The sequence below is a fragment of the uncultured Gordonia sp. genome (assembly GCF_937858515.1).
Classification (GTDB): Bacteria; Actinomycetota; Actinomycetes; order Mycobacteriales; family Mycobacteriaceae; genus Gordonia.
In genome coordinates this window covers 38350-64966 of the sequence record NZ_CALLZT010000216.1, presented here as the reverse complement: position 1 = coordinate 64966, position 26617 = coordinate 38350, and the positions used below count along the sequence as shown (strand labels likewise).

Genomic DNA, 26617 nt, shown 5'->3' with positions numbered 1-26617 from the left:
CGCAAATTCGCAGTCAGATCCGATACGCCACCGCTACTCGCGGATCTAGGTCAGATCCGGTCCCGGTGGCGGCCAGAAGCCGGCGAAGATCGCGAATCCGAGCAGTCCGAAGAAGGCGTAGCAGCCGACCATAAGCAACGCGATGCGGATGAGCCGGTAGTCCAGACGAATGCGATCGGCATCGGGTCCCGGTCCGGGAATCTGAACGCCTTGTCGCGGTGCGGTGAGTGTCATCACGACTCCCGGGGGAACTCCGCGATGATTTCGCCGACGACGAGCTGGGCGGTTTCGGCGCACGCCGTGGTGCCGCCGTTGGCGTATTCCTTCACAGCGTCACCGACATTCCACAAACCCTTGATGTCAGTGGTGTGCGGGAGGTCGAATCCGGCGACGGCACGCTGCGGCGGCCATCCGTCCCGGGTGATGACGGTGCTCAGGATTCGTGCCTTCTCGTCGAATCCGGGGATCGTGTCGCGCAGATCGGCACGCAGCAGCTCGATTTCGGCGGCCTCGTCGAAATCGCCGATTGCCGGTTCAGGCACCGAGGTCCCCACATACAGGTGCCAGCCTGCCGGCGCCATCTCGGGGCAGGAGTCGGTGAAATTGGCGATGTACGCCAGGCGGCGGCTGCTGGAGAAGCTGAGCATGCCGGGGGCTTCGATCAACGGCTCCTGGCTCGCGAAATTGATCGTGAGCATCGCACACGGACGGTTGCGCTGATTGACCAGCTTCACATAGTCGTCGTCGAACGCGTCCTCGCCGGCGAGTCCGATGGTCGCGAACGGGCCGACGTCACTGACGACGATCGGGGCGGTGACCGTCCGCTCCTGGCCGTCACGGCTCAGCGTCACTCCAATGACCGCTCCGTCGTCGACGTTGATACTGGTCACCTCGGTGGACAGCTCGAGCACACCGCCATGTCCGATGAATGCCTCCGCCAACGCTTTCCACACACCGATCGTTCCCTCGGGATGAAAACCGAACCGCTTGAACGCGCTCTTGCGGGTGAAATAGGTGAGGAAGACTCGCGCGGGCAGTTCCTCGGAACTGACGGCGAACACAGACGCGCACATATTGCGGAAGATGCCGTGCACACCGTCATTCTTGGTGTATTTGCGCACCCAATCGGCGGTGGACAGTTCGTCCTCCGGAAGTCCCGAATCGCTTCGGGCCGCGCCGATTCCCTTGGCGAGCTTGGCGCCCTGGCGGGTCAGTTTGCCCAGCAGCAGGCCCCACCCGCCGCGGGTGACGTCGACGTCCTTGCCTGCGACCCGATACAGGATGGGTGGTTGCGGTTCGCGGATGTCGAACTTGGCGCCGACCTCTGCGAAGGTCTGTTCGGTGATTCCGCCGACCTCAATGACGATCGCGCCGTCATTGACCTTGAAGCCGTCGACCTCGGTGGTCGAGGCACGCCCGCCCACCTTGTCCAGGCGTTCGACCACGAGAGTGCGATATCCCTGGTGCGCGAGTCGGGCCGCGGTGAACAGGCCACCGGCCCCGGCGCCGATGACGACCACGTCGTAGTCGTCGCCGGCCGTCGCGGATGATTCCTCTACAGTCATTGTTCTTGTCCTTCCATGTCTTTCGTGTCTCCTGCGCGAAGCAGATTCAGTAGGAACGCGGCAGACCCAGCGAGGTCTGCGCGACGAAGTTGAGGACCATCTCGCGACTGACCGGCGCGGTCCGCATCAGCCGGGTGACGAACCACAGCTCGGACAGTCCGTATTCATGCGACAGCCCATTGCCGCCGTGCACCTGAATCGCCTGATCGAGTGCTTTCAGCGCGGCCTCGGACGCGGCGTACTTCGCGATATTGGCCGCCTCCCCCACGCCCGCCGAGTCGCTGTCGGACAGTTCCGCCGACAATCGGGTCGCCAACCGGGCGACCTCGACATTGATGTGGCATTCGGCGAGCGGATGCGACACACCCTGGTGCTGGCCGATGGGCGTGGACCAGACCTTGCGATTGCGCGCATAGTCGGTGGCCTTGGCCACCGCGTACCGTCCGATACCCCCGCACAGCGCGCCGACCAGAATCCGTTCCGGGTTGAGGCCGCTGAACACCTGACGCAGACCGTTACCGGTCTCCCCCACCAGGGCCTCGGGTCCGACACGCACCTCGTCGAGGAACACCGTGAACTGCTTGTCTGGCGAGACGATCGAGGTGGGAATCTGCTGGATCGTCAGGCCCGGACTGTCGGTGGGAACCACGAAGATGGACAGCTTCTTCTTCTCTTCGGTCGACAGATCGCCGTCGCGGGCGATGAGCAGCACCGCATCGGCCTGATCGATCGCCGAGATGTAGTACTTCTGGCCGGAAATCACCCATCCGTCACCATCGCGACGTGCGGTGGTCTTCACGTTGTGGCTGTTGGAACCGGCGTCGGGCTCGGTCAGCCCGAACGCCATCTTGCGGGTGCCGTCGGCCAGCGACGGCAGCCATTCCCGTTTCATCGCGTCACTGCCGTGCGCGGCGATGATCGACCCACAGATCGCCGGGGAGATGACCCAGATCAGCAGCGGCATACCTTCGGCCGCAAGCTCTTCCACGATGACGACGGCCTCGGCCATACCTCCGCCGCCGCCACCGTATTCTTCGGGGAGGTGCACACCGAGCAGGCCCGCATCACCGAGATCGCGCCACAGCTCGGCGATATCGCCACCCGAGCGACCGCGTTCCAGAAAGTACTGCGCCCCATACTTCTTCGCGATGGCGCGGGTGCTCTCCCGGATCGCCCGGTGCTCGTCGTTATCGTGTATCAAACCGGCCACGTGCGGTTACCTGCCTTCAAAAGTCGGTGGCTTCTTGCTGATGAATGCCTCGATCGCCTGCTGCGCGTCGCGGGTCTTCCCGGACACCGCCAAACCGTCGGTTTCAGCTCGCAATTGCTCGGACAAGGTGTTACTCACACTCTCGCGCAGCAGTTTTCGTTGCAGCGCAAAGCCGCGAGTCGGACCGGCCGCCAGTTTCCGCGCCTTCGACAATGCGTACTCGCGCACCGTGTCGGCGTCGACGACCTCGGCGACCAGCCCCCACTGTTCGGCCAGCTCCGCATCGACCCGAAGATTCTCGAGGTACATGCGCCGTGCGCGGACCGGGCCGATCAGCCGCGGCAACGACCACGTGCCACCGCCGTCGCCGGACAGGCCGATGGCACTGAACGCGGTACAGAAGACAGTGCCCGCGGCGGCCACCGTGATGTCGGCCGCGTAGACGAATCCCAAACCGCCACCGGCCACCGATCCGTGCGCGGCCGTCACGATGGGCACGTCGAGGCGATCGAGGATGCGGAAACACTCGTGGAACGGCTCGGTCATCTTCGAGGTGAGGGCACCGATGGTACCGGGCAGCGCCGACGTGAAGTAGTCGATGTCGCCACCCACCGACAGCGCCTGGCCATTGCCCGCGATCAGCACGGCACGCACTCGTGGATCGGCCTCGATCGCACGCGCCACAGCCAGGGTCTCCTCCGCCATCCGGAGGTTGATCGCGTTGCGATGTTCGGGACGATTGATGATCACCTGGGCCACACCGTGTTCCACCGAATACTCGATCGTCTCGAGTTCGGTGATCGTCGGCATCGAGTACCCGGGGAAGGTGGTGACCTCGCCGCCGTCGAACGCGTCGCACCAGATCGCGGTGTCGGTCAATTGCCGTAGCCGGGTGATCTTTCCGGATTCGGCGAACGTCAGGATGTGAATGAACTCCGCGTTCAGTTCGCGTCCGGTCGGGCGACAGATTCCGCGATAGGTGCCGCACACCTGCAATCTGTTGTCCGGCAGGAGATCGAAGCTCTCCGGTTCCGCGCGGGCCCGGAAGGTACGGCCCAGCCGCCACCAGAAGTTGCCGATCATGTCGTCGGGACCGTGATAGGTGCCGCCGAGCCCGAGGGGCAGTCCGGGTGCGGTCCGGCCGACGAACTCCGTGTCGAGCAGGTCGCGGACCCGATCTGCGTCACCGCCGGCCAGCGCGGTGTACAGCGTCTGCGCCACCGAAACCTGTTGTGGCGCCACATCCCCGGCCATCAGCGGCCACCCGAGAGTTCGGAACCCACCAGCGCCACGAACGACACACAGGCTCCGGGCCTGCCACCAAGGTTGTGGGTCAATGCGATTCGTGGCTCGTCGAGTTGCCGGGGGCCCGCCTCGCCGCGCAGTTGCAGCCATGCCTCATACAGCATCCGCAGGCCGCTGGCACCGACCGGATGACCGAATGATTTCAGTCCGCCGTCGACGTTGACCGGTAGCCGCCCGTCTGCGTCGAATGCGCCCGACAGCGACTCCTTCCACGCCTGCCCGCGGTCACAGAATCCCAGATCCTCCATGAGGACGAGTTCGGTGGGTGTGAAGCAGTCGTGCACCTCGGCCAGCGAGATCTCCTGTTGCGGGTCGGTGATCCCGGCCTGCGCGTACGCGTCCTGCGCCGATCGCACCACCTCCGGGAAGGTGGTGAAGTCGTAGCCGGGATCGACCGATCCCCGCGCCGGACCCGCCGCCAGCGCAAGCGCTTTGACGAAGATGGGCCGGTCGGTGTACTCGTAGGCGTCCTCGGCACGCACGATGAGCGCGCATGCGGCGCCGTCGGACACGCCTGAGCAGTCGAACACGCCAAGTCGTCCGGCCACCTTCGGCGCGGAGTCGATCTTCTGTTTGGAGACCTCGGAACGGAACTGTGCCTTGGGGTTGCGGGCACCGTTGACGTGGTTCTTCCAAGCGACGTGGGTCATCGCCTCCCGCATCTGTCCGGCGTCCACGCCGTATTTGGCGCAGTAGGCCGGATCGAGCAGTGAGAACGCGGCGGGCGCGGTGACCGACAGTTCCGGCGCGGTCCCGTCTCCGGGCGGATCACCGCGCAGCAGACCGGAGAAGCCCGAATCCTTGAGCTTTTCCACACCGACCGCCATCACCCTGTCGTAGGCGCCGCAGGCGACGGCGTAGCAGGCGTTGCGGAAGGATTCCGATCCGGTGGCGCAGTAGTTCTCCACGCGGGTGACCGGCTTGTAGTCGGTGCCCAGCGCCCGCGACAGGACCAGTCCGGACTGCGCTGAGGCGAGGGTACCCAGCCAGAAGGCATCGATGTCGTCGCGCGCGAGCCGGGCCTGGCCGAGTGCTTCGTCGACGGCGGTGATGATCATGTCTTCCTGGGATTGATCCCAGAGTTCCCCGAATCGGGTGCAACCCATCGCGACGATGGCGACCTTGTCGGCGATTCCCTTGCTGCCCATCAGTTCTCCTCACCGGACGCGCGGGCGACCGCCGGTACTTGACGTGCTTTCCAGAAGTAGTTGTGCACGCCCCCGGCCGTGAACAGCCGGCGGAACACCATCGTGACCTCGCCACCGACGCCCAGCGTGTCGGGAACGGCGTCGGCGACCTCGAAAGTGGCCCGACCACCGCCGTCGAAATCGACGACGACGTCCACGACCGGCGGCGACGGCGAATACGCGAGCCGGTCGACGGTGAACGTGGCGATCCGGCCGCCGCTGTCGCGAACCGATACCGGTTCACTCTGATCGACCGCGCCGCATGCCCGGCATACCCGCATGGGCGGAAGGTGCACGAATCCACATGCGGTGCAGCGGCTTCCGTTCAGACCGAACTTCCAGGAGGCGGCCCGGGCCGACGGTGGCCCGGCGGGGCGGTCCGGTTCGGGGCGGCGCGGCGGTTCCATGTCCAGCAGTCCGCGCCACGACAGGTAGGTGGGATAGGCCACCACTCGCCCGTCGGCCGCAGCTGCCGCGGCCACCGGATCGGGCTGGCGCCGGGACCCCAGTGCCCCGGTGGTACGCAACACCAGCGCGTCGACGCCGTCTGCCGCCGAGATCAGCAGGATCGTCTCATCGGGACCGGCCAGGTCGAGTACTGCTGCCAGACCCAGCAGCGGGTCGGCCGCGCCGGCGAACCCCACCGGCGATCCACCCGTGGAGTGGACGCCCTTGACCAGGGTCGACGCGCGTTTGGCGACGGCGCTGTTGGGGCTGGTCAGCACCACGTGATCGGCCTGCGCCACGCCCGCGTCGTCGAGTGCGGCGGTGGCCGCCTCCCGGATGAGTGGGGCGTACTGCTCGTACCCGAACCGCTCCTCCCAACTCGACGCCGACACTTCGGTGGGCAGGCGCCATCTGTCGAGGAACTCCTCGGTCAACGACACCGTCGCCAGCACATCGGCGATCGCGGGACGCTGCGGTGTCGGCGTGCCGATGAGCACAGCAGCGGCGGCGTCGCACCCCGTGCGTTCGTCCGCCGATCCCGGGCGGCCGGTGCGTACGTCGGCCGCGACGATCAGGGAACCCCGACCGGCTACGGCCGCCCGGACTGCCGCGAGCGTCGACCGGGCCGTCCCGATCGCGTCGGATGCGGGCACCCGGCGGTCCAGGCCGAGCGCCGCATGCACCGTCGTCGCGTTGGTCTTGTCCAGGTAGGAAGGTGAACTTGTCACGAGCACAAGCGATTCCGCCGAATCAGGGCAGCCGGTCGATCGTGCGGCGGCCACCGACATCGTGATCGCGTCCTCGTCGAACGAGGCGACGATACGCCCGGCCTTGCCCCTGCTTGCCGGATCAACCCGCCAGAACGGCAGGTAGGTGGCGTACGCGAGAACCGAATTGGTCATGCCGACGCCCCCCGGAAGAGGGCGGCGATACCCTGGCCGCCGCCGATACACATCGTCTCCAGTGCGAGTCCGCCTCCGCGGCGGTCGAGTTCACGCAGCATCGTCGCCAGGATCCGGCCGCCGGTGGCGCCGATGGGATGCCCGAGGGAGATCCCGGAGCCGTTGACATTGAGCCGGTCGGCCACCTCGCCGGAGGGCAGACCCCATTCGCGTAGCACCGCGAGCACCTGCACCGCGAATGCCTCGTTGATCTCGATCAGCGCCAGGTCGTCGAATCCGACGCCGGTGCGGCCGAACAGTTTGTTCACCGCGCCGACCGGGCCGATGCCCATCGTCGCGGGCTCGCAGCCCACCGCTGCCCACCCCTCGAACCAGGCCAGCGGTGTCAGCCCGAGCCGGTCGAGCTGGTCCTCGGCCACCACCAGACATGCGGCGGCGGCATCGTTCTGCTGCGCGGAATTGCCCGCGGTCACGGTTCCGCCGGGCATGATGGGACGCAGTGTGGCCAGCGTCTGCTCGGTGGTCTCCGGGCGGATTCCCTCGTCGCGGTCGAGAACGACCGGATCGCCGCGGCGCACCGGAACCTCCACGGGAACGATCTCGTCGGCGAACTTTCCGGATTCGGTTGCCGCCGCGGCATTCTGCTGACTGCGGGCGGCGAAACTGTCCGCCTCTTCCCTCCCGATACCGTATTTCTCGGCCAGATTCTCGGCGGTCTCGATCATTCCGCTGATCTTGCCGAAACGCCATTCCGGCTGGGAACGTTCGCGTCCCCGGTCGAGGCGGTCATAGAGCAGTTGATTACCCGACCGTGAGCCCCACCGCGCCGTTGTGGTGTAGTGCTCGATGTTGCTCATCGATTCGACACCACCGGCGACGACGACGTCGGCGACACCGGTCTGCACCATCATGGCCGCGGTCGCCACCGCCTGTAGACCACCGCCGCAGCGCCGGTCGGTCTGCGATCCGGGAACCTCGATCGGCAGGCCCGCCTCCAGCGCCGCCCACCGGCCGATGCACGGCGCCTCGGAGTTGGCGTAGGACTGGGCGAACACCACTTCCTCGATGACCGCCGGATCGATCGCGGTCCGATCGATCAGCGCGGTCAGGACCTTCGCGGCCAGATCCACGGCCGGCAACGGTCGCAGTGTCTTGCCGAAGGCTCCGACAGCGGAACGCACCGGTTCCACTATCGCCACTCGTCTCACAGATTTTCTCCTCTTACACAAGCAGTTTCGGTTACCGGCCGACTGTCAGCGTTGCCCCGACGGGCCTTCCTTCCACCTGTCGGCGGAAGGATCGAGCAACTGGGTCAGGTGTCCCTCGGGCAGCCAGATGAGGGTTTCGAGCTCGAGCGCGTCGAGGTAGCGCACGCGTCCGGTGCGCAGGTCCTTGAGCCGTAGGCGCGGCGAATTGCCCTCATTGTCAACATCCACGGTCACCTCGGCGAATTCGCTGCCCACCACCGGTCCGATGTCCGGAATGTCAAAGGGGCCACGGTCACCCATCTCGATCGACATCTCAACTCCGCATCAGATGAGGAAGGCCAGTGTGGGCAGCGGCTTGTCGTTGTCGACCAGAACGACCTTCTTGTAGGCCAGTTTGATCTCGCCGTCGATCTTGCGGAGCCGGTAGGTTGTCCTGCCGCCCCAGAGCTGATTGCCCCGCGCCTTCGACTCGAAGGCCAGGAAGTTGGCGCCGACCTCGATATCGACTGTGCCACAGTCATTCTCGCGGCCGCCGAGCAATTCGATGTTGCTGATCAGGCGCCGCAGGTCCGACGGAGGTGCCTGTGCGTAGCGGCGACCCGTCCTGACCTGCTTGAGGCGGGTGCGGATGCGGTTGCGGTTGTCATAGATCACCGAGACCGTGCGCATCGGGTCGATGTCGGCTCCGCCGGCCGGTACCCAGTACAGCGCGTCGTCGGTCCAGAGCTCTTCCCAGTTGTCGTAGTCGTTCTCGTCCGCGAACCGGGCCTCCTTGTACAGGAACTGGCAGACCTCGTCGTAGGTCCACCCCGATGGCACCGGGCCGAGTTGATCGGCCGCGTTCGGGGTCGATGTCGATGCCGTCATCTCAGGCCTCCATCAAAGTGCGGTAATGCTTCCAGAAGCCGCGCATACCGGTCTCGTCGGTGGCGCCGCCGATACGGAAACCGTTGTCGTCGATGTCTTCCCGGATCAGGCCGCGTCGTACGTCGAGCCACTCGGGGTCGAGCATGCTCACCCCGACCTGGTTGCGCTCGTACATTTCGGTGTCGTCGGCCAGCAACATGCCGGCCGGTCCGACAGAACCGATCGACTGCTGGATGAACCGGCGATTGAGTTCTTCGGCGCCGTCGAGCTGGACCGCGGTCGCGTACGACACGCATTCACCGACCGCCACCGGCTGGATGTTGAACACCTGGATCTCGGCGATGAAGAGATTAGGGAAGATCATCACGTGCGGTGCACCTTCGATCATGCGCCGCCGGGCATCGTCGCCGTAGGCCGCCTGCATCGCCGCGGCGTACTTGGGGACCCGTTCGGGGGTGGTGGCGAACCAGCGCATCGGTTCGTCGAACTTGCGGAATTCGGGCCGCAGATCGTTCTCGCTGTGGCCGCCACCGAGCTCCCGGGTCACCGCCGTGGAGGAATCGCCGTACAGCGGGCCGATGGTGCTCCCGGTGACAGTGAAGATCGAACCGTGCACGAACTGCGGGTGGTAGCCGTCGGTCTCGTTCTCGGCCAGGAATTTCCAGTTCGACCGGGTGCGGTGGCCGAGCCACCCGACGTCGAGGGTGATGCTCTCGGTGGGCGAGAGCCCGGCGAGCCGGTCGATCTCGCCGGCCGCCGCGCCGAGGTGCTCCTCCAGCGAGGGTCCGTCATGAGCCATCGACCCGAAGACGAATCCCCGGTACGAGGCGACCCGCGGAACGCGGCCCATGCTCAGGTCCAGTTCCTTGGACCCGCCGTACCCCTTGGCGAAGGGATACCCGATCAGCTTGCCGTCGTTGCGGAACGTCCAGCCGTGATAGGGGCACCGGAACGCGCGTGAGTTGCCCTTGTCCGCATCGCACACCTGCAGCCCGCGGTGCGCGCACCGGTTGATCAGCAGGTGCACCTCGCCGCTCTTGTCCCGGGTCATCACCACGTCCTGGGTGGCCAGCTTCTTGCGGACGTAGTCGAACGGCTGCGGCACCTCGCTCTCGTGCCCGACGAATACCCAGGTTGTGAACCAGATCTTGCGCAGTTCCTCAGCGAAGATCTGCGGGTCGGTGTACAGCGAACCATGGACCTGGTCCGGCCTGATCAGATTGCTCACGATGCTCTTCGCTTCGCGCTGCGGATGCTCAAGTCCGGCGCCGGGGCCGACGACAGAGGTCATGACCACTCCCTTCTAATGATCGATCCGTACCGATGCTTACCGTACCGATGCTTAATCTGTATTAAACACTATTTCTAACGCATATTCGAGACTATCGCGGGGTGAGCTCGCGCAGGTGAGCCGAGCTGATCTGATCGCGCACCGCGAACTTGCGGACCTTGCCGGTCGGCGTGGCGGGGAAGGCGTCGGCCACGAACCATCGGGCGGGGCACCGGTGCCAGTGGTCAGCTCGGCTGTTGCCCGAACCGGGGTTGACGGCGTTCGGCGAATGCGGCGACACCTTCGGCGAAATCATCACTGGCGAACAGCTGAATCTGTTGAGCCAGCTCGCGATCCAGGATTTCCGGAACCGTACCGACAGGCTCGGCGAGCATCGCCTTGATCGCCCCGTAGGCGCGCAGAGGTCCGCCGGCGAGGATTGCCGCGTCATCGAGCGCCTTGGCCAGGACTTCTCCGTCGGGCACCACCTCGTCGGCCATACCCAGCTGCAGTGCTTCGGCGGCCGCGACGACCCGGGGAAGCAGCAGGAGCTGTTTGGCGCGGGCCGGACCGACGCGGGCGGGCAGGCTGGCGAAGATGCCCATGTCACCGGCCAGCCCCACCCCGGTGAAGGCCATCGACATCCGCACCGTGTCGCCGATGATGACCCGGTCACAGGCCAGGGCCAGCGACACCCCGGCACCGTAGGCGGCGCCCTCCACCGCCGCGATCACCGGTTTCGGTGTCCCCCAGATGGCGCGAATCACCCGCTGGGCGGCCTCGGTGCGTGGGCGGGCTTCCTCTGGTGTCACCCGCTTCATCGTCGAGATGTCTCCACCCGAGCAGAACATCTTGCCCGCACCGGTGATGACGATCGACCGGATCGCATCGTCGGCCGCGGCCGCTTCGAGGATCTCGGCGAGCTCGACACGCAGTCGCAGGTCGATGGCGTTTCGCCGTTCGGGCCGGTTGAGCGTCACCAGTTCGACCGCGCCGCGGCGTTCGGTGTGCACCGTCGCGGCGGTCATGATCCTACGAACTTCGGTGCGCGCTTTTCGATGACTGCGGCCAGCCCTTCGAGCGAATCGGCCGTGCCCGACAGCGCGGACACGACGCGCGCCTCCTCACCCAGCCGCGCTTCCACCGACGACCCGATACCGTCCCAGACGAGCCGTTTGGTCGCGGCGACCGCGAGCGGTGCCATGGCAGCCAGTTGCCGCGCCAGTTCGGACACCCGATCGGTCAGCGCGTCGTCGTCGACGACCTCGGTGACCAGGCCGATGTCCTTGGCGTCCTGGGCCGTCAGCGTCGGATTGGTCAGCAGGATCTCCAGCGCCTTACGCAATCCGACCAGCTGGGTCAGCGTGACGGTGGTGCCGCCATCCGGTGCCATACCGACGCGCACCGCACCCGAGAAGAGCTTGGTCGAGCGAGCGGCCACCACGATGTCGGAGGCGCACACCAGCCCCAGGCCGCCGCCGCCGGCGGCGAAGCCATGGATGCCGGTGACCACCGGCGCCTTGAGCCGCAGCAGCGAGGCCGTGGCGATCTGCAGCCACGCGGTGGCCTCCCGCAGATAGTCCGGGAGCTGCTCGCCTTTCGAGGCGAAGGTCTTCACGTCGCCGCCGGCGCAGAAGATCTTGCCCTCGCCGGTCAGCACGACGACCCGCACCGACGGATCTCCGTGACAGGTGAGTACGGCGTCGTTGAGCGCGCGCAGCAACTCGACGTCGAGACCGTTGGCCGCGGCCGGGCGATTCAGACGTATCCAGCCGATACCGTCGGCGATATCGAGCAAAACGGGAGGTGCGCCGTCCGCACCTGCTTCCGAGGCCTCACTCATGGGCTGCTCCTGATTCTTCAAGTGATTGTGGGGTTGGATCACCGGTTGCCGGCAGTCGCGCGCGACCCGAACGCACTCACGCCATCGGCCCCGGCGTCGCCGCCGATATGGGCCACCACGGCGTCGAGTTCGGCGGCCAGTCCGGTGTCGAGATCTGTGGTCATCGCGTGTTGGACAAGTCGTTTGATGCCGATGACGGCATCCCGCTTGCGGCCGGCCAGTGTCCGGATGAAGGCGGTGGTCTCGTCCTCGAAGGTCTCGGCCGGCCAGGATGCGTAGGCGAGGCCCTGTTCGACTGCTTCGGCGCCGGAGAGCCGGACCCCCGACAGCAGCAGTCCCAGCGCACGCTGGCGGCCGACGATCCGGGGCAGCCGCTGGGTGCTTCCGCCACCGGGGAGCTGCCCGAAGCGGATGTGATTGTCGGCGATCCTCGCGTCGTCACGAACGAGAACGATGTCGGCGGCCTGCATGAATTCGAACCCGCCCGCCATCGCGACGCCCTCGACCACCGCGACCACCGGCACCGGACTGTCGGCGACCGCCGCGCAAGCACGTGAGAAGTTGACGAACAGCTCCCGCAGCCCGTCCGCACCGACGGCACGCAAGCGTTCAACTTCCGCGAAATCACCTCCGGCACAGAAGTTTCCACCCGATCCGCGAACCACGACGACGTTGACGTCCGAACGTGCCGACGAGTCGGCGATGGCGGCCCGCAATTGTTCGCCGAGTTCTACGGTGATCGCGTTCATCTGTTCCGGGCGATTGAGCGTGACGGTGGCGATCGCGTCGGCGACCACCACCTCGACAACCCGGTTCCGGTCTCCGGTGACGTCGGTACTCACATTCCCCGCCCGCCGCTGACCTCGGTCACGGTTCCGGTGACATAACTGGCCAGATCCGATGCCAGGAAGGTGACCACGCCGGCGACCTCACGCGGCTCGCCGGCGCGGCGCATCGGGATGGTGGCCTCGGTCGCGGCGAATGCCTCCGCGCTCATGGCCGCGGTCATCGGGGTCTTGATGAGGCCCGGCGCGACGGCGTTCACCCGCACGCCGTGGTGGGCCAGTTCCTTGGCGGCCGCCTTGGTCAGGCCCACGATCCCGGCTTTGGCCGCGCTGTAGTTGGTCTGCCCCGGATTGCCGATCTTTCCCGACATCGACGACAGATTGATGATGCTGCCGCCCTTGCCGCGCATGATCGCCGCGGCCTCCCGGACACCGAGCCAGCTGCCCCGCAGGTGCACGTCGATGACGAGTTGGAAGTCGGCAAGTGTCATATTGCGCAGCGACGCGTCCCGGGTGACCCCGGCGTTGTTGACCCAGATATCGAGTCCGCCCCACGCCTGCACGACGGCGCTCGCGGCGGCGCGCATATCGTCTTCGGAGGTCACGTCGGCGCCGATGCCGATCGCGTCCGGTCCGAGCTGTGCGGCCGCTTCGGCGGCGCGCCGCGCGTCGAGGTCGATGAGGGCGACCTTGGCTCCGTGCGCGGCCAGCTCGGTGGCGATGGCCAACCCGATACCCTGGGCCGCACCGGTCACCACCGCCCTCTTGTCCGCCAGTAGTTCACCCATCAAATCACCTTCCGCACAATATATTCAGCGCAGCCACACGCGGTGGCCGATCGTTCGTGGCGGCGATCGCCGCTCCCGAGCCGACCGCCGCCGGGCCGTGCGCCTATCACCACCGGTACTGGACGCATTACAAAATTGAAGCTAGATTAAGTCACTGATCAAGTCAATGAAGGCGAATTGGTGGAATATGGATCTGGGATTGGACAACGCGAGGGTTGTCATCACCGGCGGCGCTTCCAACATCGGTCGCGGCATCGTCCACGGCTACGCCGCCGAGCACTCGCGCATCCTGCTCTGCGACATCGATGAGCAGCAGGCCCGCCGCGTCGAACGCGAGGCGCTCGAGAAGGGCGCGGCCCAGGTTCTGGTCGTCGTCGCCGATCTGACCGAACCCGGTGCGGGCGAGCACGTCATCGCCGAGGCCGTCCGGGCCTGGGGCGGCGTGGACGTCCTGGTCAACAACGCGGGCTGGAGTATCGGCGAGTTCGTCGCACGCGATCACGATCGGGACCGCTGGCACAAGCTGGTCGACATCAACCTGTTCGCGACGATCGAGGCCACCCAGGCGGCGATCGCCGCGATGCGCGCCGACGATACGGCCGGCGGCTCGATCGTGACCGTGGCCAGCGAGGCCGCTTTCGGCCAGATCCGCCAAGGCGTCTACGGTGCGACCAAAGCCGCCCAGGTCGCACTGGCGCGCACCGTCGCCCGCGAACACGGCCGGCACGGCATCCGCTCCAATGTCGTCTGCCCCGGTCTGGTGATCCCCGACGGACCGGAGGCCGTCGGGGAGAAGAGCCTGTGGGCGGGCGGCACCGACGCCGTCTTCAACGACAACCAGATCGGCTACCTTCTCAAAGACACTCCGTTGCAACGGCTGACACTCGCCGACGACATCGCCAACGCGACCCTGTGGCTCAGTTCGGATATCGCTGCCCGGCAGGTGACTGGACAGCTGATCTCGGTCAGCGGAGGCTATACGATGCCATGACCGCCGATTCGCATCGCGCCGGCAACATGGGTAGCGGCCTCGACACCAGGGACCGGCTCCTTCGCTGCACGGCGACGATTCTCGCCTCGAAGGGGTACGGGCAGACCCGTCTGCGAGACATCGCAGCCCTGGCCGGCGTCCGCAGTCCGGCCATCTACTACCACTTCGCCTCACGCGACGAGCTCGTGGCCGCGACGCTCTGCGTGGGCCAGCAGCGGCTCCGGCAGCGGGTGCAGGCGGCCATCCACGCAACCGGCGGACCGTGGCACAAGCAACTGGCCGCCGCGGTGACCGCACACCTGGACGTCCAATTGGAGATGGCCGATTTCGCCCGGGCGGTGAGCCGCAACGCCGGCCACGGACCCGCCGTCGCACAGGAACGGATCCAGGCAGAGAACGACGCGTACCACGACGTGTGGCGCGCGCTTCTGCAACGTGGTCGCGAGTCGGGCGACATCCGTGACGATCTCGATCTGTCCGTCGCCCGGATGCTCGTGATCGGCGCACTGAACTGGGCCGTCGAATGGTGGACACCCGACAGACCGTTCGACGAACTCGCGGCCACCTCGATCGCTGTCATCACCGCTGCCCTGAGCGCCTGACCCACGCCGGGCCCCACAGCGAAACCCATACCACTAGTTTTGAGTCTATGTTAAATTCAACTGGACATCATCCATAAGGAGGATCAATGCCTGAGGCATATATCGTCGACGCGGCACGTACGGCCGTCGGCAGGCGCGGAGGTGGCTTCGCCGATTCGCATCCGGCCGACATGGCCGCGCACGTCATCAAGACCGTCACCGGCAGGCACGACTTCGACCCTGCCGACATCGACGACGTCATCCTCGGCTGCCTGGACAACATCGGTTCACAGGCCGGAGACATCGCCCGCACGTCCGCTCTGGCGGCGGGACTGCCCGAAAGCGTGCCGGGCGTGACCATCGACCGGCAGTGCGGATCGGCACAGCAGGCGGTGTCGTTCGCCGCGCAGGCCGTGATGAGCGGCACCTCCGACATCATCGTGGCCGGTGGCGTGCAGAAGATGAGTCAGTATCCGATCCTGTCGGCGTTCGGCGCCGGTGAGCCGTTCGGTTCGGCCGACCCCTGGACCGGCTGCAAAGGCTGGTTCGAACGCTACGGCGACCAGGAGATCTCGCAGTTCCGCGGTGCCGAGATGATCGCCGACCAGTGGGGCCTCTCGCGCGAGGACAACGAGCGCTTCGCCCTCGAAAGCCACCGGCGCGCACTGCATGCGATCGACAACGGATACTTCGAAAAGGAGATCACCGAGTTCGAGGGCATCACCACCGACGAAGGGCCGCGCCGCGACACCTCAGCCGAAAGGCTCGCCGGCCTGAAGACGCTGATCCCCGACGGTGTGCTGACCGCTGGTGTGGCCAGCCAGATCTCCGACGGCGCGGCCGCGCTGCTGGTCGTCTCCGAGGCCGCCGTCGAGCGCTACGGATTCACTCCCCGTGCGCGCGTGCACCACATCTCCGCCCGCGGTGCCGATCCCGTCATGATGCTGTCGGCACCGATTCCCGCGACCCAGCACGCGCTCAAGCGCGCCGGACTGTCGATCGAGGATATCGACACCGTCGAGATCAACGAGGCATTCGCACCGGTTGCACTCGCCTGGATCGCCGAGATCGGCGCGGACCCGGCGAAGGTCAATCCGAACGGCGGCGCTATCGCCCTGGGCCATCCCATCGGCTGCACCGGCGCCCGGCTGATGACCTCGATGCTGCACGAACTCGAGCGCACCGGCGGCCGGTACGGACTGCAGACCATGTGCGAGGGCGGCGGTCAGGCGAACGTCACCATCATCGAAAGGCTGTGACCCCATGGAGCGTTCACTGTACGAGGCCGACCATGAGGCCTACCGGGAGACAGTTCGCGAGTTCCTGGCGCGGGAGGTCGAACCCCACAAGGACAAGTGGGACGACGAGAAGTGGATCGACCGCGAGGTATTCGCCCGGGCCGCCAAGACCGGTATCTACGCGCTACAGGTTCCCGAGCAGTACGGCGGTTCGGGCGAATCCGACTACCGGTACCGAATGGTGGTGTGCGAGGAGATCGCACGGATCAACGCGTTGTCGTTCGGGCTGACGATCAGTCTGCAGGACGACCTGGTCCTGCACTATCTCCTCGATCTCCCGAACGACGATCAGAAGCAGCGCTGGCTGCCGGGATTCGCCGCGGGCGAGACCATCGGCGCACTGGCGATGACCGAACCGGGCACCGGCAGCGACCTGCGTGGTATCCGCACCAGTGCGCGCCGCGACGGCGACCACTGGATTCTGAACGGGCAGAAGACATTCATCTCCAGCGGCATCATGGCCGATCTGGTGGTGGTCGCGGCCTGTACCGACCCCGATGCCGGTTCGCGTGGCCTGAGCCTGTTCGTGGTGGAACGTGACACCCCCGGGTTCGTGCGCGGCCGTCAGCTCGACAAGATCGGACTACCCGCGCAGGACACCGCGGAACTGTTCTTCGATGACGCCCGGATTCCCGCGGCGAATCTGCTCGGCGAGGAAGGCCGCGGACTGCAGTATCTGATGGGTCATCTGCCACGCGAACGGCTCGGGGTGTCCGCCAAGGCGATGGCGACCACGCGCGCCATCTACGAACTGACCGTGGAGTACTGCAAGGACCGCAAGGCCTACGGCAAACCGATCATCGATCTGCAGCACACCCGGTTCGAACTGGCCGAGATGTCCACCGAAATCGACATCGCGACAGCATATGTCGACGCAAGTGTGCTCGCCTACAACGCGGGCAATCTCTCCCCCGTCGACGCCGCCAAGGGCAAGTGGTACATCAGCGAGCTACAGAAACGGGTCATCGACCGTTGTCTGCAACTGCACGGTGGTTACGGATATATGCGTGAATACGCCGTCGGCAAGGCGTATATCGACACCCGTATCCAGACCATTTACGGCGGAACCACCGAGGTGATGAAGGAGATCATCGGGCGCGATATCGCCCGTTGACGAATACCGGACAATGTGGCGACGCCGGTCGCAAAAGGGGCCGGGACGGCATTGCCGTCCCGGCCCCTTTTGGCGCTTGCTTCAGCCGACCGGATTGACGCCGGCCACCGCGCCGGTCATGTCGGTGATCTCGGCCCAGCGTTCGGCCACCACCTCCGGGGCGGGCGGTTCGGCGAATGTGACTCCGGCATTGGCGAATTGCTGCACCCGCTGCACCTGACCACCGCCGACGACGAACACCGAACCGGTGTCGGTCAGCTCCTCGGTCAGCAATTGCGTCACGACGGGGGCGACGAACGCAGGCGGCAACTTGGCCAGCAATTCCTCGGGTGCCACATCCTCGGTCATGCGGGTGGCCGCGATCGGCGCGACCGCATTGGCCCTGATGTCGTGTTTCGCGCCCTCGATGGCCAGGGTGTTGATGAGCCCGACCAGGCCGAGTTTGGCAGCGCCGTAGTTGGCCTGCCCGAAGTTGCCGTACAGGCCGGTCGTCGACGTCGCCACGACGATCCGCCCGAACTGCTGCTCACGAAAGTGCGGCCACAGTGCCCGGGTGATGTGATAGCCGCCGTACAGGTGCACCTGGAGCACCGCGTCCCACTGCTCGTCGGTCATCTTCGCGAAGGTGGTGTCGCGCAGGATGCCGGCGTTGCTCACCACACCGTGGACCGCTCCGAAGGCGTCCAGCGCGGTGCTCACGATCGATGCCGCGCCCTCTGCGGTGGCGACGGAGTCGTAGTTGGCCACGGCCTGCCCGCCCGCCTCGATGATCTCGGCAACCACACCGTCGGCGGCGGCCGAACCCGATCCCGAACCGTCCCTGGCCCCACCGAGGTCGTTGACCACCACGCGCGCGCCCCGCGATGCCAGCAACTTCGCGTATTCGCGTCCCAGACCGCCACCGGCCCCGGTCACGATGACCACCCGCTGATCCACACCAGCCACGATTGCACTCCTCACTCCGGCCACGTCGTCATGGCCCGTCGATGAAACTGTATAGATTCGAATGTAGATTAAGTTAAACTCTGACACAACGACCAGCCCGGCCGGCCGGCGATCGTCGCAACCGACGGCCGCGTTCCACAGTCAGGAGACCGCGCCCGTGCCAACGAGTTCCGAACAGATCGCCGCCGCCTACGCCGCCACCGGCGACCAGGCGCGCCCCGACGCGCTCGCCGCCCAGCACAGCCGGGGCAAACTGACCGCGCGGGAACGGATCGCCCTGCTGTGCGGCGACGACTTCGCCGAGTTCGGCGCGCTGGCCACACCCGACCTCATCGCCGGACATCAGGTTGCCCCGAACTCACATCTCTACGGCGACGGCGTCGTGACCGGGACCGGATTCATCGACGGCAGACCGGTGACGATCGCAGCCTTCGACTTCACCGTTCTGGGCGGCAGCAACGGCGATGTCGGCATGCGCAAGATCGGTCGCTGCATCCAGGCATCGCTCGACGACCGGATACCGCTGGTGCTGCTCTGCGACGGCGGCGGCCACCGCATCCAGGAGGGACTCGATTCCCGGCTCGCGGCAATCGGATCGACGATGCTCACCCGCCTGGTCGATCTGTCCGGGCTGGTGCCGACCGTCACGGTGATGATGGGCCCGGGGTTCGGCCTGGCGACCAATCTCGCCGCCCTCTGCGACTTCGTGGTGATGGTCCGTGGTACCTCGACGATGGGGATGTCGGCGGCACCGTTCGTCAAGGCCGGCACCGGCGAAGACCTCACCAACGAGCAGATCGGCGGAGCCGATGTCCAGGCCTGCAACGGCATCGCCGACCTCGCCGCCGACGACGAACACGAGGCACTCGACGCGGTACGCGCCTACCTCAGCTACCTGCCGTCATCGGCCGACGAGGATATCCCCATCGGCAGCGGCCTCGAGTCGGGGTTCGACGCCGACGCACTGATCCCGGACTCCCCGCGGCGCGCCTACGACGTGCGCGACGTCATCGAAGCGATCTCGGATGCGGACTCCCTGTTCGAGGTCCGGGGTGCCGCGGCACCCAATATCGTCACCTGTTTCGCCCGGCTCGGCGGCAGGGCGGTCGGCGTGGTGGCCAATCAGCCGGCTCACCTGGGTGGCTCCCTCGACAGCGGCGCCTGCGAGAAGGCTGCGCATTTCATCGCCGTGTGCGACGCGTTCGGCCTGCCGCTGGTGATCATGATCGACCTGCCCGGTTTCCTGATCGGCACGGCCGCCGAGTCCGCCCAACTCGGTCGCCGCAGCGGACGCCTCATGTACGAACTCGCCCTGGCCACCGTGCCGCGCTATGTGATCGTGATGCGCAAGGCCTACGGCGCGGCTTATGTCGCGATGGGCGGCGGCCGCAGCATCGACGCCGATCTCGTCGTCGCCTGGCCGACCGCCGAGATCTGCGCGATGCCCATCGACAGCGCCGTCGACATCGCCTATCGGCGCCAGATCCAGGCGGCCGAGGATCCCGCCACCCACCGCGAGGCCGTGATCGACAGACTGCGCGCGGACGTGAACCCACTACGTGCGGCATCGGGCTTCGGCATCGACGACATCATCACCCCCGGCCAGACCAGAGCGGCTCTGATCCAGGCCCTCCGGCGCGCCCGGCGGCGGCGTGCCGATCGGGTTCCCGGAAAGCGTCGCTCGATCTCGCCGATCTGATCCTCACGCCCGTCTGATCCTCACGGCCGGTCGCCGCCACGGCGACCGGCACCATGCGCGCACGACAAAGCCGCCGCACCAAGGGGATTCGTCACGTCGGGGACGATCCTCCCAGGTGCGGCGGCCTTTGAGCCTGCCGTAGCGGGCAAGACTACTTCGCGCCGGCCTTGACTGCGGCAAGCTGGTCGACCTTGGCGGTCAGTTCGCTGAGGGCCTGCTTCAGGGTGGCGACCTCGTCAGCACTGGGCGAATCGGCGTCATCGTCGCCCAGCGCCGAAGTCGCGGCGTCGCGAGCCTTCTCCTCGAACTCCTGAGCCCGGTCGATCAGGTCGTCGACGAGCGCCTTGCTGTCGTCGATGACGTCGCTCAGGAAGGTGGTGAAGGTGTTCTTGCGTCGAGCTCCCATGGGAGGTCTCCTATCTTTGAGGCTTCCCTCTTGCGAGGTGTTCCGGTCGGGTTCCGAGCTAATCTATGCTCTGCGTAATACGCTACACGGTGCGTAAACTTTCGTCAACACTTTTCTAGTTTCTGATAAATATGCTGGTCACCTGGCCGAACACGCCGTACCGAGACCTCGGTCAGTGCGTCAAGTGCTCCACCAGGACGACCTGAAGCTCACCGACCATGAACCCGAGAAGCGCCCCCACGGCGATCAAGGTCTTCTCATCGGCGCGGAAGGCCGGCCGCAGTACTCCTTCGAACTCCTCCGGAGTCATCGCGGCCATCTTCTCCGACATCGTGCCTTCGATGTCCAGCGTGTCGGTCAGGTATCGCTCCGCCGATCCGAGCATCAGATCGGGCAAGACTCTCACGGCCTCCTCGGCGAATGCGGTGCACATCGGTTCCACCTGAGTCAGATCGAGGCCGACGCTGGCAATTCCCTTGGTCGGTCCGCTCAGCACATCCAGAAATCCGCCGAGCACCTTGCCCGGCGACACACCGGCGATCTGCAATTTGCCGAAGTCCAACTCGCGGAACAGCGGCAGGTCACGCAGGTCCACGTCGACGTAGCGATTCAGATCGCCGATCTCCTCCCGCAATTCGGCCTCGAGCACCTCGGCCACCACCTTCACCACGCCGGAGGTGTCCTCGCCGCCGCAGATGCCACGCAGGAGCCTGTCGGGTGTGAGAACCCTTGTCGCGATGAGTGAGCCGTACTCCCTGGCCACCGGAACACGATGCTGCTGGAACAAGCCCTGCCACTTGATGAATCCGAGGTACTTCTTCGGTTCCCGGGGGTAGAAGATCAGGCGAAGTGCGGCCCAGTCGGTGAACCAGCCGGTGAATAGGCCGAACAACGGCATGACCCAGGGATTGTGGGTGAGCGCCCACACCGCGACCTGTACCAATCCGATGAAGAATCCGAAGACCAACCCGCTGCGCCGGATGAATGCGAACTCTCGCCGCCCGACGTCCCGGAACATCGATTCCAGGGTGGTCGGATCGTCCAGAAACTCCTTGGTCGCCATCGTCTGCAGATCGAAGATGTCATCGATTCGGTCGACGACCCCGTCGACCAGCGCTACGACGGCATCAGGTGCCGACCGCTGCACCCGTTCGATCAGGAAGTCCTGCGCGACCGACGGGAGTAGGCCCCAGAGCGTCGGCTGGTACTCCGCCAGGACCTTACGCGTAATCCGTGCGACCTCGGCACGCAGCGGGCGATCGATCAGCGCGGCAAGCTCCGCGGCGTCGATTCGCTCGGCGATCTCCTTGGCGTTAACCAGGCGCGGCGTGAGGGTTTCACACAGAATCGTCACCATCTGCGGCGCACGCTTGGGGATGATGCCCTGCCAGCCCAGCGGCCCGATGCCCTTGAACGTATACGGCCGGAACATCATCTTGATCGCCACGATCTTGGTGACCCAGCCGATCAGCGCCGCCACGAACGGCATCGCCACATAGATCGGCCAGTTCCGGTGGAAATCTTCGGTGATCTGCGCCCAAGTCTGCACTGCTCTTCAATCTCCTACATCACGACGTCGAGCTCATGTCCTGCCGATGCGGGAGCCGTTGACGCACTTTCCATGCCAGGATGGCGAACCTGCAAAATGTATTCTACATTAAACTCAAACTGTGATGCAACTCTCAGGCCTTCGGTTGCTACCGTCACTCTGTGCGCAATTTTCCGACAAGCGAAGGCGATACCGCTCGCCCCGATCCGCGAACGCTTCCCGGCACACTGCTGGCAAAATTCACCACGGACCCGGCCGCGAACACGATCGGCGTCCGGCTCACCGAAGCGGCCGAACCCGGCGAGGTCGCCTTCGTCCAGTCGGTGCAGGGATGGCAGCGCGATCGCCGCGGCCGTGCGGGACTCGCATCGCTCGGTATCCTCCTCGACGTGGCCGCCGGCTCGGGCATCTACCTGCTTCGCCCCGAGAATGAATACGTCGTTTCGCACATATCGGTGTCGATGGTCCCGTGGGCGGTCATCGGGGACGAGGTGACCGCATCATCGTCGCCGCTCGCGGTGGACGACCACACCGGCACCGGTCTGGCCACCGCACGCATGGAGTCCGGCGGGGCACTCATCGCGAGCGCACGCTGCCGCTCGGCGCAGACGGTGCGCCCCAATCTCCCCGAGGACATGCTCACCGGTTTCCGGACCGACCCCGCGGCATTCGATGCCGGGCAGCCGCTGACCACCCACCTCGGACTCGCCAGGGTCGATGACGGCTCTGCGCCCGACCGGTTCCGAATCCGCTGGCAGGTGCCCGAATGGGCACTCAACTCACTCGGCACCGCACAGGGCGGGAGCATTCTCAGCGCCGCCGCCGCGGTCACGGACATCATCGGGGACACCCTGCTCGGGGACGGCTCCGACGACTACGCGCTGACCGACCTCGGCATCGAGCTGATGAGATCACCGGGTGCGTCGGCCGACGGGTACGAGTTCTCCGCCGAGATCATCCGGCGCGGCAGGCGATTGGTGGTGATGACCACCGATCTGCGCGACGGTTCGGGAAAACTGTTCACCCGCAGCACCGCCACGCTCGCCATAAAGTCACATTCCTGAATACCTGCGGCACAGCGTCGTTCACGACGACCCTGTATCTGCCGTTCACGGCGACCCTGTATCTGCCGTTCACGACCACCCGGTGTGTGTTCCGAGGACCGGAGCTGGTCCGGTGCGATAGTGCTCGCCGTCGAATGCGGCGGGCAATCCGGCGGCGAGATACTCGCCGATGCCGGGCTGATCGAGCGGAGCGAACAGCGGATTGCCCGTCAGATCGGTACCGGCGACCTCGGTGAAGTCGCGGTAGCGCTGCGAAAGCACCGACGACTGTGCGAGCGCCTGGTCGACCTCGGCGGTCGTGTGGCGGGCGAACCACGCCGCGAACAGAGGGTTGAGAACCCCGCGATGATTGAATCGGTCTGTGTCGGTAGAGAAGTCAGCGCCCAGCGACTTCTCGACCGCATCGACGGCTTCGGTGGTTTCGGTGAGCCGCACCAGATCCCGGAAATGCCGTGGGGTGAGGGCGACGATCATGAAACGTCCACCGTCGCAGGTCTGGAAATCGGAGCCGTAGGTTCCGTAAACGTCGTTGCCGGTGGCCGGCCGCGAGTCACCGTTCACCTGGGGTTCGGTCAGATACCCCAGGGTGCCCGCGATGGCCAGTGCGGTGTCCTCCAGCGGCAGGGTGATACGCGCACCAGCCCCCGTCTGGTCGCGGCGACGCACCGCCGCCGTGATCGCCAGCGCCGCATAGATTCCGCAGACGACATCCCATGCGGGCAGAACATGATTCACCACACCGGCCGGTTCGCCGTTCTCATCGAGCGGGCCGGTGATCGAGGGAAAGCCGAGGCCCGCGTTGACGGTGTAGTCGACGCCGGGTGTGCCGTCGGTGCGGCCGAGCAGTTCCAGGGTGATCACATCGGGCCGTAACGCGGCCAGGGTGTCGTGACTCATCCATTGCCGCCCACCGGCATTGGTGACCAGGATGCCGCCACCGGGACCTGACTCGGTGACCAGGTCCTGCACCAGTTTCTGGCCTTCGGGCGAACGCAGATCGGCGGTGACCGACTTCTTGCCCCTGTTCAGTCCGGTCCAGTAGATGGAATGACCGTCGGCAGTCAGCGGCCAGCGATTGACGTCGGCCGCACCACCTGCCGGATCCACACGGATCACCTCGGCCCCGAGCTGAGCCAAAGTCAGGCCGCACAGCGGCGAGGCGACGAAACTCGACACCTCCACCACCCGGACACCGTCGAGCGGTCGGGCACTCATGCCATCACCGCCCGGAAGCGCCAGTCCAGCACATCCCTTGTGCTGCCGTCAGATTCGTCGGCGAACACGCGTGAACGCAGCGTGAGGACGCCCCCGGATGCGGCTTCCGTGGCCGCTTCCACCTGAAGTTCACTGGACAAGGTGTCCCCTTCGTGGACGGGGCCGGTGTGGTCGCAGGAATCCCACGAGACCACGGTGACCAGATTGGGCAGTGCGCGCGTGGCCTGGGCAAGGGCCAGGCCGATGGTGTGACCACCGTAGACCAGTCGTTGTCCGGCCACCCGCTCGTCGTGGTGGGTGGCCGCGATATTGAGCGAGAGCCGGGCCAGCTCGGGTGCGCTGGACACGACATCACCGCTCGACACATAGGTGTTTCCGACGAGGTCGCCGCTGAAGTGCTGTCCCGGGACCAGCTCCCGATAGCGCGCCAGATCCCACTGCGGAAGGACCGGTTCGGGTGCTTCGGACGGGCCGATCGCCGACAGATCATCGGCGTGCACCACCCGGCCCGGATCGGCGTCCGGCGAGAGCGCGATCATGGCGCAGCGGTAGAAGTCGAGCACCGCATCGCCGCGCTGGTCGACCGTCACCATGTGCAATGCCGCCAATCCTGTTGCGGCACGGCCGGGTTTGGCCTTGTTTTCCTTGAGGCCCACCACCTCGGTGGTGGTGGTGAGGGTGTCGCCGATGACCGGGTACCGCAGGAACCGCAACCCCCGGTAGAACAGATTCGCCTTCACATGGTGGGTGACCAGCGTCGACTGCCCGATCGCGAGATCGGACACGAGACCCGGATGCGCGGGAGTTCCGCCGCCGGTAACCTGACGTGCCAGCTCCGAGTCGAGCGGCAGCCGGAACCGGTCGCCGAGGATCGCCTGATGGCTCGCGGCCAGTCCGTCGGTCAGCGTGATCGACGGTGCGCCGTCGAACACCTGCCCGTGCGAGAGGTCGTCGAAGTACGGTCCGCCGACGTGTATTCGCTTGTCGCTCATCGTCTTCCGTTCAGTCGAGGCCACCCGCCCGATGGAGGTGGTCTGATTGCCGGACACAGTCGCACCCGAGCAAATGTACGGCCAATAGTTCCGTACATGTCTAGCAGATCGAGCCGGGTCCGGGAAGACTCGCCTTGACAGGTGGCCGAAGTTGCCAACAAAATGGCCGTACAAATGTTGGCAGTGTGATGCGAGGTGTCAGATGACCGTAACCGAAGACCTGAATGCCGAAGAGACGATGCTGGTCGAGACGGTGCGCGCGTTCATCGACCGCGACGTCAAGCCGACGGTGCAGGAGATCGAACACGCCAACACCTACCCCGAGGCGTGGATCGAGCAGATGAAACAGCTCGGGATCTACGGTCTCGCCGTACCCGAGGAGTACGGCGGTGCACCGGTATCGATGCCGTGCTATGCGCAAGTGACCCAGGAACTTTCGCGCGGCTGGATGAGTCTTGCCGGGGCGATGGGCGGGCACACAGTGGTCGCCAAGCTCATCACCACATTCGGCACCGAGGAGCAGAAGCAGAAGTACCTGCCGCGCATGGCGACCGGTGAGCTGCGCGCGACGATGGCACTCACCGAGCCTGGTGGCGGCTCGGATCTGCAGAACATGGCGACGGTCGCCCGCACGGACGGCGACGATCTGGTGATCAACGGCTCCAAGACGTGGATCTCCAACGCCCGCCGCTCCGGTCTGATCGCGTTGCTCTGCAAGACCGATCCGAAGGCGCAGCCGCGGCATCGCGGTATCTCAATCGTGCTGGCCGAGCACGGTCCGGGCCTGACCGTGTCCCGCGATCTTCCCAAGCTGGGGTACAAGGGGGTCGAGTCGTGCGAGTTGTCGTTCGACGACTACCGCGTTCCCGCGTCGGCGATCCTGGGCGAGGTGCCGGGAAAGGGCTTCGCGCAGATGATGAAGGGCCTGGAGACGGGCCGTATCCAGGTCGCTTCCCGCGCGCTCGGTGTCGCGACCGCGGCCCTCGAAGACGCACTGCGCTACTCACAGGAACGCGAATCTTTCGGGCAACCGATCTGGAAGCACCAGTCCGTGGGCAACTATCTGGCCGACATGGCCACCAAACTGACCGCCGCCCGGCAGCTCACCTGGCATGCGGCGCGCCGCTTCGACAGCGGCGACCGTTGCGATATGGAAGCCGGTATGGCCAAACTGTTCGCCTCGGAGGTGGCGATGGAGATCGCGCTCAATGCGGTCCGGATTCACGGCGGCTACGGATATTCCACGGAGTTCGACGTCGAGCGCTATTTCCGGGACGCGCCGCTGATGATCGTCGGCGAGGGCACCAACGAGATTCAGCGGACGGTGATCGCCGGGCAGTTGGTCGCCCGCGGCGGCATCTGACGCCACCATCGTGACGGCGACCG

At 66.0% G+C, this 26617-nt stretch carries 26 protein-coding genes; 7 read left to right on the top strand and 19 right to left on the bottom strand.

What is annotated here, in order from left to right; genetic code table 11:
* Window positions 1-45 precede the first annotated feature (45 nt).
* From Q0627_RS21750 to fabG, 14 genes are all read right to left on the bottom strand, one after another.
* Window positions 46-234 (bottom strand): hypothetical protein, encoded by a 189-nt coding sequence (locus Q0627_RS21750; RefSeq protein WP_291018930.1) that lies wholly within the window; start codon window positions 232-234, stop codon window positions 46-48.
* Window positions 234-1565 (bottom strand): NAD(P)/FAD-dependent oxidoreductase, encoded by a 1332-nt coding sequence (locus tag Q0627_RS21745; RefSeq protein WP_291018933.1) that lies wholly within the window; start codon window positions 1563-1565, stop codon window positions 234-236. The genes Q0627_RS21750 and Q0627_RS21745 overlap by 1 nt, the downstream gene beginning before the upstream one ends.
* 46 nt (window positions 1566-1611) lie before the next feature.
* Window positions 1612-2775, bottom strand: a complete 1164-nt coding sequence (locus tag Q0627_RS21740; RefSeq protein ID WP_291018936.1) for an acyl-CoA dehydrogenase family protein — start codon at window positions 2773-2775, stop codon at window positions 1612-1614.
* Window positions 2776-2781: 6 nt separating this feature from the next.
* Window positions 2782-4029: an enoyl-CoA hydratase-related protein gene (locus Q0627_RS21735; RefSeq protein WP_291018939.1), complete on the bottom strand. Its 1248-nt coding sequence runs from the start codon at window positions 4027-4029 to the stop codon at window positions 2782-2784.
* Window positions 4029-5228: an acetyl-CoA acetyltransferase gene (locus tag Q0627_RS21730; RefSeq protein ID WP_291018942.1), complete on the bottom strand. Its 1200-nt coding sequence runs from the start codon at window positions 5226-5228 to the stop codon at window positions 4029-4031. The genes Q0627_RS21735 and Q0627_RS21730 overlap by 1 nt, the downstream gene beginning before the upstream one ends.
* The gene (locus Q0627_RS21725) at window positions 5228-6616 is read right to left on the bottom strand and encodes an OB-fold domain-containing protein (protein ID WP_291018944.1); all 1389 of its coding nucleotides are present in this window, start codon (window positions 6614-6616) and stop codon (window positions 5228-5230) included. Before Q0627_RS21725 ends, Q0627_RS21730 begins: the two co-directional genes overlap by 1 nt.
* Window positions 6613-7824 (bottom strand): acetyl-CoA C-acetyltransferase, encoded by a 1212-nt coding sequence (locus tag Q0627_RS21720; RefSeq protein ID WP_291018948.1) that lies wholly within the window; start codon window positions 7822-7824, stop codon window positions 6613-6615. Before Q0627_RS21720 ends, Q0627_RS21725 begins: the two co-directional genes overlap by 4 nt.
* A gap of 45 nt (window positions 7825-7869) precedes the next feature.
* Window positions 7870-8124 carry a hypothetical protein gene (locus Q0627_RS21715; protein ID WP_324384858.1) on the bottom strand — a complete coding sequence of 85 codons (255 nt, stop codon included), beginning with the start codon at window positions 8122-8124 and terminating at the stop codon, window positions 7870-7872.
* Between the two features lie 24 nt (window positions 8125-8148).
* Window positions 8149-8691 carry an aromatic-ring-hydroxylating dioxygenase subunit beta gene (locus Q0627_RS21710; protein ID WP_291018953.1) on the bottom strand — a complete coding sequence of 181 codons (543 nt, stop codon included), beginning with the start codon at window positions 8689-8691 and terminating at the stop codon, window positions 8149-8151.
* A gap of 1 nt (window position 8692) precedes the next feature.
* Window positions 8693-9910 carry an aromatic ring-hydroxylating dioxygenase subunit alpha gene (locus Q0627_RS21705; protein ID WP_291019024.1) on the bottom strand — a complete coding sequence of 406 codons (1218 nt, stop codon included), beginning with the start codon at window positions 9908-9910 and terminating at the stop codon, window positions 8693-8695.
* A gap of 296 nt (window positions 9911-10206) precedes the next feature.
* Window positions 10207-10989 (bottom strand): enoyl-CoA hydratase/isomerase family protein, encoded by a 783-nt coding sequence (locus Q0627_RS21700; protein WP_291018955.1) that lies wholly within the window; start codon window positions 10987-10989, stop codon window positions 10207-10209.
* Window positions 10986-11804, bottom strand: a complete 819-nt coding sequence (locus tag Q0627_RS21695) for an enoyl-CoA hydratase/isomerase family protein (RefSeq protein WP_291018957.1) — start codon at window positions 11802-11804, stop codon at window positions 10986-10988. The genes Q0627_RS21700 and Q0627_RS21695 overlap by 4 nt, the downstream gene beginning before the upstream one ends.
* Before the next feature lie 38 nt (window positions 11805-11842).
* A complete protein-coding gene (locus Q0627_RS21690; protein ID WP_291018959.1) occupies window positions 11843-12646 on the bottom strand; it encodes an enoyl-CoA hydratase/isomerase family protein in 804 nt (267 codons plus the stop codon).
* The gene (gene fabG / locus Q0627_RS21685; RefSeq protein WP_291018961.1) at window positions 12643-13380 is read right to left on the bottom strand and encodes a 3-oxoacyl-ACP reductase FabG; all 738 of its coding nucleotides are present in this window, start codon (window positions 13378-13380) and stop codon (window positions 12643-12645) included. The genes Q0627_RS21690 and fabG overlap by 4 nt, the downstream gene beginning before the upstream one ends.
* 184 nt (window positions 13381-13564) lie before the next feature.
* Here fabG and Q0627_RS21680 point away from each other — a divergent pair, with 184 nt between their 5' ends.
* The 4 genes from Q0627_RS21680 to Q0627_RS21665 all read left to right on the top strand — a co-directional run bounded on the left by Q0627_RS21680 (window position 13565) and on the right by Q0627_RS21665 (window position 17361).
* Window positions 13565-14368 carry an SDR family NAD(P)-dependent oxidoreductase gene (locus Q0627_RS21680; protein ID WP_291018964.1) on the top strand — a complete coding sequence of 268 codons (804 nt, stop codon included), beginning with the start codon at window positions 13565-13567 and terminating at the stop codon, window positions 14366-14368.
* Complete coding sequence (locus tag Q0627_RS21675; protein WP_291018967.1) at window positions 14365-14970, top strand: TetR/AcrR family transcriptional regulator; 606 nt, start codon at window positions 14365-14367, stop codon at window positions 14968-14970. Before Q0627_RS21680 ends, Q0627_RS21675 begins: the two co-directional genes overlap by 4 nt.
* A gap of 86 nt (window positions 14971-15056) precedes the next feature.
* Entirely contained in the window at window positions 15057-16208 is a 1152-nt protein-coding gene (locus Q0627_RS21670) for an acetyl-CoA C-acetyltransferase (protein WP_291018969.1), read from the top strand.
* Between the two features lie 4 nt (window positions 16209-16212).
* Window positions 16213-17361: an acyl-CoA dehydrogenase family protein gene (locus Q0627_RS21665; protein ID WP_291018971.1), complete on the top strand. Its 1149-nt coding sequence runs from the start codon at window positions 16213-16215 to the stop codon at window positions 17359-17361.
* An 81-nt stretch (window positions 17362-17442) separates the two neighbouring features.
* Here Q0627_RS21665 and Q0627_RS21660 read toward each other — a convergent pair whose 3' ends face one another.
* Window positions 17443-18306, bottom strand: coding sequence for an SDR family oxidoreductase (locus tag Q0627_RS21660; RefSeq protein WP_291018973.1), 864 nt, complete (start codon window positions 18304-18306; stop codon window positions 17443-17445).
* A 157-nt stretch (window positions 18307-18463) separates the two neighbouring features.
* Between Q0627_RS21660 and Q0627_RS21655 the strand changes: the two genes are divergently transcribed.
* Window positions 18464-20005 (top strand): acyl-CoA carboxylase subunit beta, encoded by a 1542-nt coding sequence (locus Q0627_RS21655; RefSeq protein ID WP_291018975.1) that lies wholly within the window; start codon window positions 18464-18466, stop codon window positions 20003-20005.
* Window positions 20006-20156: 151 nt separating this feature from the next.
* Here Q0627_RS21655 and Q0627_RS21650 read toward each other — a convergent pair whose 3' ends face one another.
* Both Q0627_RS21650 and Q0627_RS21645 read right to left on the bottom strand, forming a co-directional pair.
* Window positions 20157-20411 carry a hypothetical protein gene (locus tag Q0627_RS21650; RefSeq protein ID WP_291018977.1) on the bottom strand — a complete coding sequence of 85 codons (255 nt, stop codon included), beginning with the start codon at window positions 20409-20411 and terminating at the stop codon, window positions 20157-20159.
* Between the two features lie 172 nt (window positions 20412-20583).
* Window positions 20584-21960: a DUF445 domain-containing protein gene (locus tag Q0627_RS21645; protein ID WP_291018980.1), complete on the bottom strand. Its 1377-nt coding sequence runs from the start codon at window positions 21958-21960 to the stop codon at window positions 20584-20586.
* 161 nt (window positions 21961-22121) lie between these two features.
* Between Q0627_RS21645 and Q0627_RS21640 the strand changes: the two genes are divergently transcribed.
* Window positions 22122-23024, top strand: a complete 903-nt coding sequence (locus tag Q0627_RS21640; RefSeq protein ID WP_291018983.1) for a PaaI family thioesterase — start codon at window positions 22122-22124, stop codon at window positions 23022-23024.
* Window positions 23025-23093: 69 nt separating this feature from the next.
* Here the strand turns inward: Q0627_RS21640 and Q0627_RS21635 are convergent, their stop codons facing one another.
* A complete protein-coding gene (locus Q0627_RS21635; protein ID WP_291018985.1) occupies window positions 23094-24239 on the bottom strand; it encodes a CoA transferase in 1146 nt (381 codons plus the stop codon).
* Window positions 24236-25231 (bottom strand): MaoC family dehydratase, encoded by a 996-nt coding sequence (locus tag Q0627_RS21630; RefSeq protein ID WP_291019026.1) that lies wholly within the window; start codon window positions 25229-25231, stop codon window positions 24236-24238. Before Q0627_RS21630 ends, Q0627_RS21635 begins: the two co-directional genes overlap by 4 nt.
* A gap of 202 nt (window positions 25232-25433) precedes the next feature.
* Here Q0627_RS21630 and Q0627_RS21625 point away from each other — a divergent pair, with 202 nt between their 5' ends.
* Window positions 25434-26594: an acyl-CoA dehydrogenase family protein gene (locus Q0627_RS21625; RefSeq protein WP_291018987.1), complete on the top strand. Its 1161-nt coding sequence runs from the start codon at window positions 25434-25436 to the stop codon at window positions 26592-26594.
* Window positions 26595-26617 lie beyond the last annotated feature (23 nt).

Bases quoted from the DNA above. Each gene is read 5' to 3' on its own strand.
- Q0627_RS21735 (WP_291018939.1), bottom strand. From the start codon at position 4,029: ATGGCCGGGGATGTGGCGCCACAACAGGTTTCGGTGGCGCAGACGCTG.
- Q0627_RS21730 (WP_291018942.1), bottom strand. From the start codon at position 5,228: ATGGGCAGCAAGGGAATCGCCGACAAGGTCGCCATCGTCGCGATGGGT.
- Q0627_RS21680 (WP_291018964.1), top strand. From the start codon at position 13,565: ATGGATCTGGGATTGGACAACGCGAGGGTTGTCATCACCGGCGGCGCT.
- Q0627_RS21630 (WP_291019026.1), bottom strand. From the start codon at position 25,231: ATGAGCGACAAGCGAATACACGTCGGCGGACCGTACTTCGACGACCTC.
- Q0627_RS21710 (WP_291018953.1), bottom strand. From the start codon at position 8,691: ATGACGGCATCGACATCGACCCCGAACGCGGCCGATCAACTCGGCCCG.
- Q0627_RS21695 (WP_291018957.1), bottom strand. From the start codon at position 11,804: ATGAGTGAGGCCTCGGAAGCAGGTGCGGACGGCGCACCTCCCGTTTTG.
- Q0627_RS21670 (WP_291018969.1), top strand. From the start codon at position 15,057: ATGCCTGAGGCATATATCGTCGACGCGGCACGTACGGCCGTCGGCAGG.
- Q0627_RS21635 (WP_291018985.1), bottom strand. From the start codon at position 24,239: ATGAGTGCCCGACCGCTCGACGGTGTCCGGGTGGTGGAGGTGTCGAGT.
- Q0627_RS21665 (WP_291018971.1), top strand. From the start codon at position 16,213: ATGGAGCGTTCACTGTACGAGGCCGACCATGAGGCCTACCGGGAGACA.
- Q0627_RS21750 (WP_291018930.1), bottom strand. From the start codon at position 234: ATGACACTCACCGCACCGCGACAAGGCGTTCAGATTCCCGGACCGGGA.
- Q0627_RS21715 (WP_324384858.1), bottom strand. From the start codon at position 8,124: ATGGGTGACCGTGGCCCCTTTGACATTCCGGACATCGGACCGGTGGTG.
- Q0627_RS21700 (WP_291018955.1), bottom strand. From the start codon at position 10,989: ATGACCGCCGCGACGGTGCACACCGAACGCCGCGGCGCGGTCGAACTG.
- Q0627_RS21725 (WP_291018944.1), bottom strand. From the start codon at position 6,616: ATGACCAATTCGGTTCTCGCGTACGCCACCTACCTGCCGTTCTGGCGG.
- Q0627_RS21625 (WP_291018987.1), top strand. From the start codon at position 25,434: ATGACCGTAACCGAAGACCTGAATGCCGAAGAGACGATGCTGGTCGAG.
- Q0627_RS21675 (WP_291018967.1), top strand. From the start codon at position 14,365: ATGACCGCCGATTCGCATCGCGCCGGCAACATGGGTAGCGGCCTCGAC.
- Q0627_RS21745 (WP_291018933.1), bottom strand. From the start codon at position 1,565: ATGACTGTAGAGGAATCATCCGCGACGGCCGGCGACGACTACGACGTG.
- Q0627_RS21650 (WP_291018977.1), bottom strand. From the start codon at position 20,411: ATGGGAGCTCGACGCAAGAACACCTTCACCACCTTCCTGAGCGACGTC.